The following is a 13,773-nucleotide window of genomic DNA, read 5'->3' as shown; positions in this document are numbered from 1 at the left end:
AACGTTACCCCTGGGCGCCCCTGACGTCGCCGAGCCGCGGGCTCAGGCCTGGGACTCCGCCCAGAAGCCCAAGGCCCTGGAGAAGCCTGCCCGTACGGCGCCGCGCCGGGTGAGCACGGACCGGTCGACCCCGGTGAAGAGGACCGCGAGGGTGACGTCGGCGGGCAGGACGCGGCCGGTCGCCCGCACGGCCATCCTCCGGCCGCTTCCGAGGCCCGACCGCCGTACGGTGATGACGCAGCCGGGGTCCTCGGAATCGGCACGCCGGGACAGCTCGTACGCCCGGCGGTTGATCGCTCTGAGCTCGTACACGTCACCCAGGTACGTCATGTGCAGGGCGCGCCCCCGGTGTGTGGGCGCCCACCGGTTCCGGCTCATCCGCACGAGGCCGTCCCCCACGCGGAGCGTCGAGCGGTTGAGGGTCGGCATCGACAGGACCTCCGCGTGCACACCACGCGTCTCGAACACGGCCGTCGGTATCAGGCCACCGCGCGCCTCCGTGGCCATCGCGTGAGGCATGTCCCGCCCCGCCGGGTACACCACGCGGATGTCGCCGAACTCGGGGGAGGTGCCCTGCCAGCCGAACTTCCTGAGCCCGACCGGTTGCTTCTCCTTGAAGTGCGCGAGCGTGAACGGGGCGATCGTCGTGTGCATCTCTTCCCTCGCCGGTCGGACGGTTCGACGGCGCCGCCCCGCGACGGCGCACGTACGTACGTACACGCGCGAGGCCCGCCTCCCGAGGGGGAAGCGGGCCTCGCGGCAGGATCAGCCGGTCAGACCGAACGGAACGCCAGCACCACGTTGTGGCCACCGAAGCCGAACGAGTTGTTGATCGCGGCGATCGACCCCTCCGGCAGCGCACGCGGCTCACCGCGCACGACGTCCGCGTCGACCGCCTCGTCGAGGTCGTCGACATTGATGGTGGGCGGCGCCATCCGGTGGTGCAGCGCCAGGACCGTCGCCACGGTCTCGATGCCGCCCGCGCCACCCAGCAGGTGACCCGTCATGGACTTCGTGGCGGAGATCGCGACATGGTCCAGCTCGTCGCCCAGCACCGCACGCAGCGCCTTGATCTCCGCGATGTCGCCCTGCGGCGTGGACGTGGCGTGCGCGTTCAGGTGCACGACCTCCGACGGCTTCAGGTCCGTCGAGTCCAGCAGGTTCTGCATCGCTGCGGCGATCCCGCGCCCGGTGGGCTCGGGCTGCGCGATGTGGTGGGCGTCCGCGGACAGCCCCTGGCCGAGCACCTCGCAGTAGACCTTGGCGCCACGCGCGGCGGCGTGCTCCGCGGACTCCAGGATCACGACGCCGGCGCCCTCGCCGAGGACGAAGCCGTCACGCGCCGTGTCGTACGGACGCGAGGCCTTCTCCGGCTCGTCGTTGCTCTTGGACATCGCCATCATGTTGGCGAAGGCCGCGATCGGCAGCGGGTGGATGGCCGCCTCGGTGCCACCGGCGACGACCACGTCGGCACGGCCGGTGCGGATCATCTCGACGGCGTACCCGATGGCCTCGGCGCCCGACGCGCAGGCGGAGACCGGGGTGTGGACACCCGCCTGGGCGTTGACCTCCAGGCCGACGTTGGCGGCCGGGCCGTTGGGCATGAGCATGGGAACGGTGTGCGGGGAGACGCGGCGTACGCCCTTCTCCTTGAGCACGTCGTACTGGTCGAGCAGGGTGATCACGCCGCCGATGCCGGAGGCGATGACCGAACCCAGGCGCTCGGGCTGGATCTTCTCGTCCTCACCGGCCTTGCCGGTGAAGCCGGCGTCCGCCCACGCCTCGCGGGCGGCGATCAGCGCGAACTGCGCCGAGCGGTCCAGCTTGCGGGCGAGCGGTCGGGGCAGTACCTCGCCGGGATCGACGGCCGCGAGGGCGGCGATCCGGACGGGCAGTTCGGCGAAACGTTCGCCCTCGAGAGGCTTGACGCCGGAACGGCCGGCCATCAGACCTTCCCAGGTCGATGCGGAGTCGCCACCCAGCGGAGTGGTTGCGCCGATACCGGTGACGACCACGGTGCGATTGGTCGGGCTCACTGGAAAATCTTCTCCACGTGTAGAGGGAATCAGCGGCGCCACCGCCGGGTGGCGACACACGGGACGGGCTGGGATCAGCCCTGGTGCTTCAGGATGTACTCGGCGGCGTCGCCGACCGTCTTGAGGTTCTTGACGTCCTCGTCGGGGATCTTGACGTCGAAGCGCTCTTCGGCGGCGACGACGACCTCGACCATGGACAGCGAGTCGACGTCCAGGTCGTCGGTGAAGGACTTGTCCAGCTGGACGTCCTCGACCGGGATACCGGCGATCTCGTTGACGATCTCGGCGAGACCGGTGACGATCTCTTCCTGAGTGGCGGCCATGTTGGCGCTCCTTCGATGTGTTTCTGCAGGGTTCGGGCGTGCGGACCGAAAGGTCCGGTGTGCCTAGGGGAGGGTAACGACCGTCGCGGCGTAGACGAGACCCGCCCCGAAGCCGATGATGAGCGCCGTGTCGCCGCTCTTGGCCTGACCGGTCGCCAGAAGCCGCTCCATTGCGAGCGGAATCGAGGCGGCCGACGTGTTGCCGGTGGTTTCCACGTCACGGGCGACCGTGACGTGCTCCGGCAGCTTGAGCGTCTTCACCATCGAGTCGATGATCCGCATGTTCGCCTGGTGCGGAATGAAGACATCCAGGTCCTCCGGGGAGATCCCGGCGGCTTCCAGCGCCTGCTGGGCGACCTTCGCCATCTCGAAGACGGCCCAGCGGAAGACCGCCTGGCCCTCCTGCGTGATGGCCGGGAACTTGACCTCGCCGTTCTTGTCGAGCGGCAGCTTGGAGACGTCGCCGATGTGGAGGTCGTTCCACGAGACCGTCTGCTTGATCGTCTCGGACTTGTCGCCCTCGGAACCCCAGACCGTGGGGCCGATGGCCGGCTCCTGGGAGGGGCCGACCACGACCGCGCCGGCGCCGTCGCCGAACAGGAAGGCCGTCGCGCGGTCCTCCAGGTCGGTGAGGTCACTGAGCCGCTCGACGCCGATGACGAGTACGTACTCCGCCGAGCCCTCGACGATCATGCCCTTGGCGAGCGTGAGGCCGTAGCCGAAGCCCGCGCAGCCGGCCGAGATGTCGAACGCGGCGGGCTTGCCCGCGCCGATCTTGTGCGCGATGTCGGTGGCGACGGCGGGGGTCTGCTTGAAGTGCGAGACGGTGGAGACGATGACTCCGCCGATCTGCCCGGGATCGATGCCGGCGTCCGCGATCGCCTTGCCGGAGGCCTCCACGGACATCATGGACACGGTCTCCTCGTCGGAGGCCCAGTGCCGGGTGGCGATACCGGAGCGGGAGCGGATCCACTCGTCGGACGAGTCGATCGTCTCGAGGATCACCTCGTTGGGCACGACACGGGTCGGGCGGTAGCCGCCCACACCCATGATCCGTGCGTACGGGGCGCCCTTGCTGGGCTTGATCTTCGACATGCTCTCGGGCTCCTTAGGCGCCTGCGTGCTCGGAGATGAGCGCGCGGGCCGCGTCGAGGTCGTCGGGGGTCTTGAGCGCGAGGGTCTTCACACCGGGCAGAGCGCGCTTGGCGAGCCCGACCAGGGTCCCACCCGGGGCTGCCTCGATGAGGGCGGTGACACCGAGCTCGGCGAAGGTCTCCATGCACAGGTCCCAGCGGACCGGGTTGGCGACCTGGCCGACGAGCCGCGAGATGACCTCGTCGCCGGCGGCGACCGTCCTCCCGTCGGCGTTCGACACGTATGTGATCTTCGGGTCGGTGACCGTCAGGGCGGTGGCGGCCTCACGCAGCTTGTCCACGGCCGGAGCCATGTGGTGCGTGTGGAACGCGCCGGCCACCTGGAGCGGCACCACGCGGCGCACGCCCTCGGGCTTGTCCTCGACCAGCGCGGCGATCTGCGCCGCTGTGCCGGCGGCGACGATCTGCCCGCCGCCGTTGACGTTGGCCGGGGTGAGCCCCAGCTTCTCGAGGTGCGGGACCGTGACGTCCGGCTCCCCGCCGAGGAGCGCGGCCATGCCGGTCTCGGTCACCGCGGCGGCCTCGGCCATGCCGAGCCCCCGGGTGCGTACGAGACGGAGCGCCGACTCGTCGTCGATGACACCGGCCAGCGCGGCGGCGGTGATCTCACCGACGCTGTGTCCGGCGACGACGCCGGGGGAGGCGTCCAGGGCGGCGGCGGAGAGGAGACCCGCGGCGACCAGCAGCGGCTGAGCCACCGCCGTGTCGCGGATCTCGTCCGCGTCGGCCTTCGTGCCGTAATGGGCAAGGTCGAGCCCGATGGCGTCGGACCATCCCGCGATGCGGTCGGCGGCACCGGGGAGTTCGAGCCAGGGAGTCAGGAAGCCGGGCGTCTGAGCGCCTTGGCCGGGAGCGACGAGTACGAGCACCCTCACACTCTCTCTTGTGGACGGCCCCGGATGCCCGTGGGGACAGGGACGAAGAACCGTCAGGGGAATTGTTGAAGTTCGACAAAAGTCTAGGACTGAGTGTCCCCGGCGGCCAAGCGCCCCAGGATGAGGGCGATCCGCAGCGTGAACGCGGAACGGACGTCGGAGGGTGACCAGCCGGTGACGTCGGTCACACGTCGCAGCCGGTAGCGCACGGTATTGGGGTGCACGAACAGCATCCGTGCCGCGCCCTCAAGACTGCTCGCCTGCTCCAGATACACACTCAGCGTCTCCAGAAGTGCCGAACCCGCTTCTTCGAGCGGTCTGTAGATCTCCTCCACCAGCTGATCGCGCGCGGCGGGGTCTCCCGCCATCGCACGCTCAGGAAGGAGATCGTCCGACAGGACGGGCCTCGGAGCGTCCTGCCACGCCGAGCAGGCTTTGAGACCGGCGGCCGCGGCCTGCGCGGAACGGGTGGCCGCGAGGAGGTCGGGCACCACGGGCCCGGCGACGACGGGACCGGCCGCATACGGTCCGATCAGCGACTTCGCGACGTTCAGGGGGTTGTCGCTGCCGCCCGCGATCACCACCAGACGGTGTCCGAGGACCCCGGTCAGGACCTGGAGCTTCGCGTGCCTGGCCGCCCGCCGGATCGCCTCCACGGTGAGCTCGCTGTCACCCTCGGGGGCGGTGCCGAGGACGACGCACACATGCTCGGGGGAGTTCCAGCCGAGGGCGGCGGCCCGCGACACGGCGCCCTCGTCCGCCTCGCCGGACAGCACCGCGTTCACCACGAGCGACTCCAGGCGGGCGTCCCACGCGCCGCGGGCCTCCGCGGCCTGCGCGTAGACCTGCGCGGTCGCGAACGCGATCTCGCGCGCGTAGACGAGGAGCGCCTCACGCAGCACCGACTCGTCGCCGGGCGCCGCGACCTCCTCGATCGCGGTCTCCATGACCTCGATCGTCGTACGCACCATCTCGACGGTCTGCCGCAGGGTGATCGCCCGCGTCAGCTCGCGCGGAGCCGTGCCGAACACGTCGGTGGAGATGGCCTGCGGCGTCTCCGGGTGCCGGAACCACTCGGTGAACGCGGCGATACCGGCCTGGGCGACCAGGCCGATCCAGGACCGGTTCTCCGGTGGCATCGCCCGGTACCACGGCAGCGTCTCGTCCATGCGGGCGATGGCGTTCGCGGCCAGCCGGCCGGAGGACTGCTCCAGGCGTTTCAGGGTCGCGGCGTGGAGATGGGCGTCATGCGAGGCGGGCTGCTCAGGATCGGGTCGGGGCACGCACACAAGACTGCCTTATCGGGACAGGTGCCCGGAGGGGCGGGGCGGAAGACCGGCCGACGGGGATACCTTGGTGGCGTGATGTACGTACGCCGCTCCGGGGACCGCTTCCGCGGCGGGGACCCGGCCACGGGGGACTCCGCGGGCATCGAGACGCTGCACGCCTTCTCCTTCGGGCGGTTCTACGACCCGGACAATCTGCGCTTCGGGCCGATCCTGGCCTGCAACGAGGAGCGTCTCGCCCCGGGCGCCGGCTTCGACGAGCATCCGCACAGCCACACCGAGATCGTCACCTGGGTGGTGGAGGGCGAACTCACCCACCGCGACTCGGCCTCGCACGCCACCGTCGTACGGGCCGGGGACGTCCAGCACCTCAGCTCGGCCGCCGGGGTGCGGCATGTCGAGCGCAACGACGGGGAACACCCGCTGACGTTCATCCAGATGTGGCTGGCCCCTCTGCGGGCCGGTGGCGAGCCCTCCTACACACACGTCGCCGGGATCGCCGACTCCACCCCCTACGCCCTCCCCGAGGCGGGCGCCATGCTCCATGTGCGCCGGCAGTCCGAGGGCGAGCGGGCCGCCGTGCCCGACGCGGCGGGCGTCTACGTCCACGTCGTACGGGGCCGCGTGCTCCTCGCGGGCGAGGAGCTGGGGCCGGGCGACTCGGCCCGGATCACAGAGTCCCGGGGCCTGGAGCTGGAGGCGCTGGAACCCGCCGAGACATTGCTCTGGGAGCTCGCCGAGGTGTGAGCTCACGGCCGCGCCAGCAGCCCCAGTTCCAGCGCCCTGACCACCGCGTGCGTACGGTCGCCGACGTCCAACTTGGCGAAGACCCGCAGCAGATGCGTCTTCACCGTGGCCTCCGTGATGACCAGCCGGCGGCCGATCTCCACGTTGGACAGCCCGTCCGCCACCGCCCCCAGCACGTCCACCTCCCGTCTCGTCAGCGTCACCGGGGCCGGCCTCCGCATCCGGGCCACCAGCCGCGCCGCGACGCGCGGAGCCAGCACCGTCTCGCCCCGGGACGCGGAGTGGACGGCGTCCACCAGCTGCTCGCGGGTGGCGTCCTTGAGCAGGTAGCCGATGGCGCCGGCCTCGACCGCGCGCTCGATCTCCGCGTCGGTCTCGTACGTGGTCAGGATCAGCACCCGGGTCCGGGCGGGCCCGGCGACGATCTCCGTGGTGGCGCTCGTCCCGTCGAGGACGGGCATCCGCAGATCCATCAGCGCCACGTCGGGCTCCAGCCGTTCGACGAGCCCGACGGCCGCCCGGCCGTCCTCGGCCTCGCCGACGATCTCGATGGTGGGCTCGTCGGCCAGCAGGGCGACGACCCCGGCGCGCATCACCGTATGGTCGTCCGCCACGATGATCCGGAGCTTCTTCTCCGCCGTCCCTCGCGTCATCTCAGCCCTGTCCGTCGGTGGGAATCATGGCCAGGACACGCGTGCCGTCGCCGACCGAGCTGGTGACGGTGAGCTCGCCGCCGAGCTCGGCCAGCCGCTTGCGCATGCCGTGCAGCCCGAAGCCGTGGGAGTCCTCGGCCACGAAGCCGCGGCCGTCGTCGGTGATCTCCAGCTCCACCCCGTACGGCTGCGCGGTGAGGACCACCTCCACGGCGGAGGCCGCCGCGTGCTTGCGGATGTTGGCGAGGGACTCCTGGGTGCAGCGCAGGAGGGCGATCCGGGTCTGCTGGTCGCAGGCGACGTCCGGCAGTTCGGAGGCGACGCCGATCCCGGTGTCCTCGGTGAAGCGGTCCAGGGTCCGGCGCAGCGTGTCCGCCACCGAGCCGGCGGCGACGCCGCTGCGCGGGGCGGAACCGACGAGGACACGCGCCTCGGCGAGGTTCTCGCGGGCGGTGTTCTCGATCGCGAGCAGTTGCTTCCCGCTCCTGCCCGGGTCGCTCTCCAGGCCGGATCTGGCCGCCTCCGCGAGCACGATGATGGACGCGAAGCCCTGGGCGAGCGTGTCGTGGATCTCCCGCGCGAGACGTTCGCGCTCGTCCGCCGCGCCCTGGCGGTGGTGCGCCTCGACCAGCCGGAGCCGGGCGTCCTCCAGTTCGGAGCTCAGCCGGCGGGCCCGCGCGTCGGCGTCCTCGGTGAGGCGGCGTACGCCCATCCCGATCAGCACGCCGGCCGCGTAGCCGATGACCGTGAAGATCACGTTGCCGGTGAAGAACTCCCCGTCCCGGCCCTGGCGAACGACGTTGCCGGCCACGACCCCCGCCGCCGCGGCCCCGCTGAGGGCGATCGCGGCCCGCGCGCTCGTGGTGTAGATCCAGAAGTGCGGCAGCGTCACCACGAAGAGCGCCGCGCCACCGTCCAGGAGGTACGACATCGCGCCGAGGCCCACGACGAGGACGTACAGGTAGGGGCGCGGGCGCAGGACGGGGCTGCCGGGGAACAGCCCCACCGCGCCGTACGCCAGGGCGAGCACGGCCAGCAGCGCCAGCACCGGATACCTCGTCGCGCCAGGGGCGTCGGCGACCGCCAGGGCGGGCGGGACCACGCCCAGCAGCACCCAGAACACGGCGTTCCACCGGTGCAGCGACGGTACGGTCAACTCGGTGTCGGGCTGCGGCCGTTGCTTCACCGCGTCAGCCTACTTCCGCCGGCAGCCCGGCGGCAGGGACCTCGGCCCGCTCGTCCCGCCGCCCGGAGCGCCCCGGCCACCAGGCACGTTCACCGAGGAGCAGCAGCACCGACGGCAGGACCATGAGCCGGATGACCACGGCGTCCAGCAGCACGGCCACGGCCAGGCAGAAGCCCATCTGCTTCATCTCCGTGAGGTGCAGGGCCACGAACGCGCCGAAGACGGTCACCATCACGATCGCGGCGCTGGTCACCACCTTGGCCGACCGGTTGATGCCCTCCAGGACCGCCTCACGGGCGGGCATGCCGTGCTGCCTGGCCTCCTGGATCCGGCTGACCACGAACACCTGGTAGTCCATCGACAGGCCGAAGAGGATCACCACGAGGAACAGCGGCACCCTGGACGCGATCGCCCCGAGGGAGTCGAAGGCCAGCAGGCCCTCCGCCCACGTCCCCTGGAAGACCAGGACGAGCATGCCGAGCGACGCTCCGGCGGACAGCAGGTTGAGTACGACCCCGATGACGCCGATCACCACCGAGCGGAACGCCCACACGGTCATCAGGAAGGTCATCAGCAACAGCAACCCGAGGACCAGCGGCAGCTTGCCGCTCTCGTGCGCCACGTAGTCCTGGCCCCGGGCCACGTCGCCGCTCACCCCCGTCTCCACGCCGGACAGCAGGCCGACGGTCGCGGGGATGTGGTCCTGGCGGAGGTGTCCGAGCGACTCGATCGCCTCGGCGGAGGGCGCGGGGTGGGGGACCGAGAGTTCCAGCACGCTGATCCGGCCGTCGGCGGACGTACGCACCGTCGGTTCGGTCTTCCTGGCGAACAGCGGATCGGCCTGGACCCGCCGTCCGAGGTCCTCCAGCGCCTGCTCGACCTGCGCCGCCCGCTCCGGGGTGGAGCGGGCCACGACCTCGTGCGTGACGAAGAGTTCGGGGAAGCTCCCGGTCAGCCGGTCGTAGACCTGCATGGCCGGGATGTCGCGGGAGAAGGTGTCCTTGCCCGGGTCGACGAGCTTCAGGCCGAGCGCGGGAGCCGCCAGGCCGAGCATGACGAGGACCGAGAGGCACAGGGTGAGGACGGGACGGGTCCGGGCCGGGCGCAGCAGGGCGCCGAACATCCGCCCGGTCTCCGGCTTCCCGGCCCGGGCCGGCTTGCCGCACTTCGCCCGGCGGGCGGCCCTCCGGGCGGCTCTCCGGGGGGCGAGGCGTTCCGTACGGTGGCCGATCTTGACCAGCAGCGCGGGGAGCACGGTGAGCGAGCTGGCGACGGCGACGGCCACGACGAGGATGGTCCCGGTCGCCAGTGAGGAGAAGATGACGTCCGTGGCCAGATACAGGGTGGCCGTGGAGACGATCACGGCGAGCCCCGAGACCACGATGGCCCGGCCCGCCGTCGCCGCCGCCAGCTCCACCAGCGCTTCCGAGCTGAGCCGCCCGCCCGCGCGGGCCCGTTCCTCACGCTCACGCTTCAGGTAGAAGAGCGTGTAGTCGACGCCGACCGCGAGGCCGATGAGCAGGATGAGGTTCATGCCGACCCCGGCGTCGGGCATGACGTGCGAGGCGACCATGGACAGCCCGATCGCCGCGGCGATCGAGGAGAGCGCCAGCAGCAACGGCACGCCCGCCATGGTCACCGAGCCGAACACGATCAGCAGGGTGATGACGGTGACGGGCAGGCTGATGCGCTCGGAGAGTGCGAGATCCTCACCGCGCTGGTCGTTGACGCCCTTGCTGATCGCGGGAGACCCGGTCTCCTCCACCACCAGGTCCGGGTGGTCCGCGCCTACCTCCGCCGTCTGCTCCAGGAGCGGTACGACGTTCTTCTTCCCCTTCAGCTCGGGGCCGTTCAGGACCACCGAGACCAGCAGGACCTCGCCGTCCTCCGAGCGGACGGGAGCGGCCACGCTCTCCACCTCGGGCAGGTCGCGCATCCGCGCGGTCACGTCCTGGGCCGCCGCGCCGGCGGCTGCCATGTCCAGCTGCCCCGACCTGGCCCGGATCATGATGCGCTCGGTGGGGGAGCGCTCCAGGCCGCCCTCGGTGGCCATCGCCTCGGCGCGTCCCGCCTCGCCGACCCAGAAGTCCTCGGTGGTGGCCTGGTTGGTTCCCATCGCGATGCCGGCGACGAGGCACAGGACGACGAACGCGAACCAGCCGGCGATCGCCCGCCCGGCGTGCCGGGCGCTCCATCGGGCCATGCGTACAGGTAGTTGTCTCATGCCGAAAGCCTGGCCGGAGGGACCCCGTCCCCGAAACGACCTCCCGACCGACCCCCGCGTCCACCACCCGGTGGACAAGGGCCGGGCGTCACTGGGAACTTACGGACAGAAATCGGCCCGATTCAGGGGGCTGGACCGTCCGTAACTCCCCAACGACCGTCGTCACATTCTCTTCGCCCGCGCCACACCTCATGCCTCCACCGGTACGAGGACACCGGGCAGGATGGAGCCCACGCACGCTGAAGGAGAGCCCGCATGGCCGTTATCCACGCCACCACCATGACGCCCACCAAGCTGGAACTGCTCACCGACTGGCTGCCCCGGCAGGACTGGTACGTGGGCGGCACCAGGACGCCGGAACTGGCCCGGGCCGGGGGTTTCCGTCTGGACGACCCGGAGGGCGCCGTCGGGATCGAGTTCATGATCGTGGTGGACACCGCCGCGCCGGAGCCCGTGGCGTACGCGGTCCCGCTGGCCTACCGGGGCGAAGTGCTGGAGGGAGCCCCCACCGAGGCGCTGATCGGTACCTCCGAGCACGGGGTGCTCGGGACCCGGTGGATCTACGACGGTGTCCACGACCCGGTCGTGACGGCGCAGTTGCGCGCGCTCCTGCGCGGTGACGCGACGCCGCAGCACCTGACCCGGAGCGACACCCCCGACCCGACCGTCACCGTGCACGGTGACGGCCCCGACGACGGGCACGATGTCCGGGTCAACCGTGTCCTGCGGCCGACGACGGCCGCGCAGGCGCCGCCCGGGGGCCTCGTCGCCGGGTGGACCTGGCCGGACGGTACGGCCGCACGGGGCGCACTCGCGGTCGTCGCGCCGTCGTGAGATGCGGCGCGGGCCCCGGACGTCAGCGCCGGGCCGCCGCCAGCACGCTCAGCCCGAACATCAGCACGCCCAGCGGGAGATGGACCGACGGTATGTGCGCGATGCCGACCACGACCTGGACCGAGGCGAGGACCAGGAAGCCGGACGCGTGCCAGATGGGACGGGGCGAGCCACCGCCCGGCTTCCACGCGAGCACCGCAGCGATCACGTACAGCATCGACGCCCCGTACATCACGCGGGCCCCGACGCTGTGCAGCGTCTCCCCGTAGGACACGGTCAGCAGCAGTCCGGCGGAGACCGCCTGAAGGAAGATGGTCAGGGTCTGGAGGGTGATCGCGATCCGCAGAAACGAGAAGCGGTGCTGTGCCGTCGCCTGGGTTGCCATGCTCGGTCCCCTTTTCCCGCCCTGAGGGCAGTAGATCGATAAGGTCTCACCAGCCCGACGACGTGGGCCCGCGAAAGGTAAGGCGAGGGGGCGGCCGGGAGCATGGGGACGGCGAGGACGAGCACCGACGAGGTAGCCGGTGAACGGCGCCAACTGATCAATGTCGCCTACCGGTTGCTCGGTTCGCTGGCCGAGTCCGAGGACGCCGTCCAGGAGGCCTACGCACGCTGGTACGCGCTGCCGCGAAGCAGGCGGGACGAGATCGTGGCCCCGGGGGCGTGGCTGACGACGGTGACCGGCCGCATCTGCCTGGACGTCCTCGGCTCGGCACGTGCCCGGCGTGAACGCTATGTCGGGGCGTGGCTGCCCGACCCGCTGCCCACCCGCGCCGAATGGGACAACGGCCCCGGCACCGACCCCGCCGACCAGCTGGTCCTGGACGAATCGGTGACGATGGCCTTCCTCGTCGTCCTGGAGTCGATGACCCCGGCCGAGCGGGTGGCGTTCGTCCTGCACGACGTCTTCCGGTACCCGTTCGCCGAGATCGCCGGCATCCTCGACCGGACCCCCGCGGCCTGCAAGCAGCTCGCGGCCTCCGCCCGGCGGCGGGTGCGTGAAGCGCGGGCACCCGTGACGGGGGCAGGGCAGGCCGACGCGGTACGGCAGGTGAAGGAGGCGTGGGAGACCAAGAACATCGCGGCCCTCGTCGACCTTCTCGACCCGGCCGCCGTGATGACGGCCGACGGCGGGGGCATGGTGGGTACGGTCCTGCGCCCGGTCGAGGGCGGGGCGCGCATCGCCCAGTACATGGTCGCCATCGCCGACAAGGCGCCGGGGCTCGAACTCGTCGAGCGGTCGGTCAACGGGTCGCCGGGCCTGGTGGCCCGGCGTGGAGGCGCCGTCCTGACCGTGGCCTCGTTCGAGGTGGCCGACGGCCGTGTCACCCGGATCTGGGTGGTCCGCAACCCGGAGAAGCTGCGGCCGTGGGGGCGGGAGGACCGGGAGGACTAGGCGCTGTCCGGCCGAGCGTGCCACGAGGCACCGGAAGGCCCTCCTGGCTTGAACGGTCGGTACAGCAGTCCATTCAGGCCGCGCGGATGCGGTGGGCCTCGGCCACGATTCTCGGAGGCAGTCCCGGCCCTGCACACGCGAGGTCGATCAGCAGATTTCGGTAGGTGGTGTTCGCGAGCTCCGGCGCAAGGGCGATCAGGGCCATCAGGTCGTCGGACGAGCCGGAAAGGCGCGTGCGGTAGGCGGCGCCCGCCGCGCGCAGGGAGACCTCGTGGGGCTCGTACTCCAGGCCCTGTTCGACGAGGCTCGCGGCTGCGGCGAAGTCGCCCTGCTCCGCACGCACGTCCGCCAGGTCCAGGTAGAGGGACCAGTTGGCGGGGTCCTGGGTCAGGGCGCATCCGAAGGCCGCCGCAGCCTGGTCCAGGACGCCCATCACGCGCCAGGTGGCCGCTCGCGCGACTGCGGTCCACATGACCAGCTCGACGGCATCGGCGCGATCGCACAGGGCGAAGCACAGCTCGTAACGGCCGCAGGCCCGGGGCAGCCGAGCCATGGAGGCCAGCGCCTCGGGAACGGGACTGCGTTCGGACACCACCTCGATGGCATGGAACCAGGGCGCGAACCGCTCACGCATCTCGTCGGTGTCCAGGTCGTGGCCGTAATCCAACGTCCTCAGACAGGCTTCGGCCAGCGCCTCGGCGCTCACCGCACCGAGAAAGCGCGCATCGCTGAACCAGGGTGCAGCGCCCCACGCCACATCGGGCCGCGCGCCGGTGACCGAACCAAGGGCCATCACGGCGTCGTCCATGTCCCCTTCGAGGAACAGGAAGTACGCCTGTGCCAGCACCGCGCTCAAGGAGCCGTCCCCTTCGAGACCCTCCTCGAGTTCCGGGCGCCGGTCCTGCCACAACTCGACGAGGGCCGCATAGGGCTCCGGCGCTGTCGGCGCCGAGGCTATCGCCCTCACCAGAAACTTCATGGCGGGGACCGGGCTTCCGCCGCAGTGCGCCATCACCCCGGCGAGTCCGACCCCCGCCGCCACCGACTGATTCGACACCC

Annotated in this window: 14 protein-coding genes; 3 read left to right on the top strand and 11 right to left on the bottom strand. The window is 71.3% G+C overall.

Annotated features, from left to right (window positions below):
• Positions 1 to 42: 42 nt before the first annotated feature.
• The 6 genes from ACIP63_RS03855 to ACIP63_RS03830 all read right to left on the bottom strand — a co-directional run bounded on the left by ACIP63_RS03855 (position 43) and on the right by ACIP63_RS03830 (position 5,671).
• Complete coding sequence (locus tag ACIP63_RS03855; RefSeq protein ID WP_401511155.1) at positions 43 to 654, bottom strand: hypothetical protein; 612 nt, start codon at positions 652 to 654, stop codon at positions 43 to 45.
• Between the two features lie 119 nt (positions 655 to 773).
• Positions 774 to 2,036, bottom strand: coding sequence for a beta-ketoacyl-ACP synthase II (gene fabF, locus ACIP63_RS03850; protein WP_401511153.1), 1,263 nt, complete (start codon positions 2,034 to 2,036; stop codon positions 774 to 776).
• A gap of 74 nt (positions 2,037 to 2,110) precedes the next feature.
• On the bottom strand, positions 2,111 to 2,359 hold the full coding sequence (locus ACIP63_RS03845) for an acyl carrier protein (protein WP_028439857.1): 249 nt from the start codon (positions 2,357 to 2,359) through the stop codon (positions 2,111 to 2,113).
• 63 nt (positions 2,360 to 2,422) lie between these two features.
• Positions 2,423 to 3,454 carry a ketoacyl-ACP synthase III gene (locus ACIP63_RS03840; protein ID WP_401511150.1) on the bottom strand — a complete coding sequence of 344 codons (1,032 nt, stop codon included), beginning with the start codon at positions 3,452 to 3,454 and terminating at the stop codon, positions 2,423 to 2,425.
• A gap of 13 nt (positions 3,455 to 3,467) precedes the next feature.
• Positions 3,468 to 4,382 carry an ACP S-malonyltransferase gene (locus ACIP63_RS03835; protein ID WP_401511149.1) on the bottom strand — a complete coding sequence of 305 codons (915 nt, stop codon included), beginning with the start codon at positions 4,380 to 4,382 and terminating at the stop codon, positions 3,468 to 3,470.
• Positions 4,383 to 4,471: 89 nt separating this feature from the next.
• Positions 4,472 to 5,671, bottom strand: a complete 1,200-nt coding sequence (locus ACIP63_RS03830; protein WP_161198863.1) for a CdaR family transcriptional regulator — start codon at positions 5,669 to 5,671, stop codon at positions 4,472 to 4,474.
• An 81-nt stretch (positions 5,672 to 5,752) separates the two neighbouring features.
• On the opposite strand from ACIP63_RS03830, the gene ACIP63_RS03825 reads away from it, so the two are divergent.
• A complete protein-coding gene (locus tag ACIP63_RS03825; RefSeq protein ID WP_401512252.1) occupies positions 5,753 to 6,421 on the top strand; it encodes a pirin family protein in 669 nt (222 codons plus the stop codon).
• Between the two features lie 2 nt (positions 6,422 to 6,423).
• On the opposite strand, the gene ACIP63_RS03820 is transcribed toward ACIP63_RS03825, so the two are convergent.
• The 3 genes from ACIP63_RS03820 to ACIP63_RS03810 are packed head-to-tail and all read right to left on the bottom strand — an operon-like array spanning position 6,424 to position 10,484.
• Positions 6,424 to 7,074 carry a response regulator gene (locus ACIP63_RS03820; RefSeq protein ID WP_401511146.1) on the bottom strand — a complete coding sequence of 217 codons (651 nt, stop codon included), beginning with the start codon at positions 7,072 to 7,074 and terminating at the stop codon, positions 6,424 to 6,426.
• A gap of 1 nt (position 7,075) precedes the next feature.
• Entirely contained in the window at positions 7,076 to 8,260 is a 1,185-nt protein-coding gene (locus ACIP63_RS03815; RefSeq protein WP_401511144.1) for a sensor histidine kinase, read from the bottom strand.
• 4 nt (positions 8,261 to 8,264) lie between these two features.
• Complete coding sequence (locus tag ACIP63_RS03810) at positions 8,265 to 10,484, bottom strand: MMPL family transporter (RefSeq protein ID WP_401511142.1); 2,220 nt, start codon at positions 10,482 to 10,484, stop codon at positions 8,265 to 8,267.
• Positions 10,485 to 10,739: 255 nt separating this feature from the next.
• Here ACIP63_RS03810 and ACIP63_RS03805 point away from each other — a divergent pair, with 255 nt between their 5' ends.
• Positions 10,740 to 11,318, top strand: a complete 579-nt coding sequence (locus ACIP63_RS03805) for a 1,4-alpha-glucan branching protein (RefSeq protein WP_401511141.1) — start codon at positions 10,740 to 10,742, stop codon at positions 11,316 to 11,318.
• Between the two features lie 22 nt (positions 11,319 to 11,340).
• On the opposite strand, the gene ACIP63_RS03800 is transcribed toward ACIP63_RS03805, so the two are convergent.
• Positions 11,341 to 11,703 (bottom strand): hypothetical protein, encoded by a 363-nt coding sequence (locus ACIP63_RS03800; RefSeq protein WP_401511138.1) that lies wholly within the window; start codon positions 11,701 to 11,703, stop codon positions 11,341 to 11,343.
• 102 nt (positions 11,704 to 11,805) lie between these two features.
• Here ACIP63_RS03800 and sigJ point away from each other — a divergent pair, with 102 nt between their 5' ends.
• Positions 11,806 to 12,714, top strand: coding sequence for an RNA polymerase sigma factor SigJ (sigJ, locus tag ACIP63_RS03795; protein ID WP_401511135.1), 909 nt, complete (start codon positions 11,806 to 11,808; stop codon positions 12,712 to 12,714).
• Positions 12,715 to 12,787: 73 nt separating this feature from the next.
• Here the strand turns inward: sigJ and ACIP63_RS03790 are convergent, their stop codons facing one another.
• On the bottom strand, positions 12,788 to 13,726 hold the full coding sequence (locus tag ACIP63_RS03790) for a tetratricopeptide repeat protein (protein WP_401512251.1): 939 nt from the start codon (positions 13,724 to 13,726) through the stop codon (positions 12,788 to 12,790).
• Positions 13,727 to 13,773: the final 47 nt, after the last annotated feature.

Source organism: Streptomyces sp. NPDC088746, from assembly GCF_044751065.1.
Taxonomy (GTDB): Bacteria; Actinomycetota; Actinomycetes; order Streptomycetales; family Streptomycetaceae; genus Streptomyces.
The sequence above is the reverse complement of the archived record's forward strand: the minus strand, read 5'-3'. Positions and strand labels throughout refer to the sequence as shown.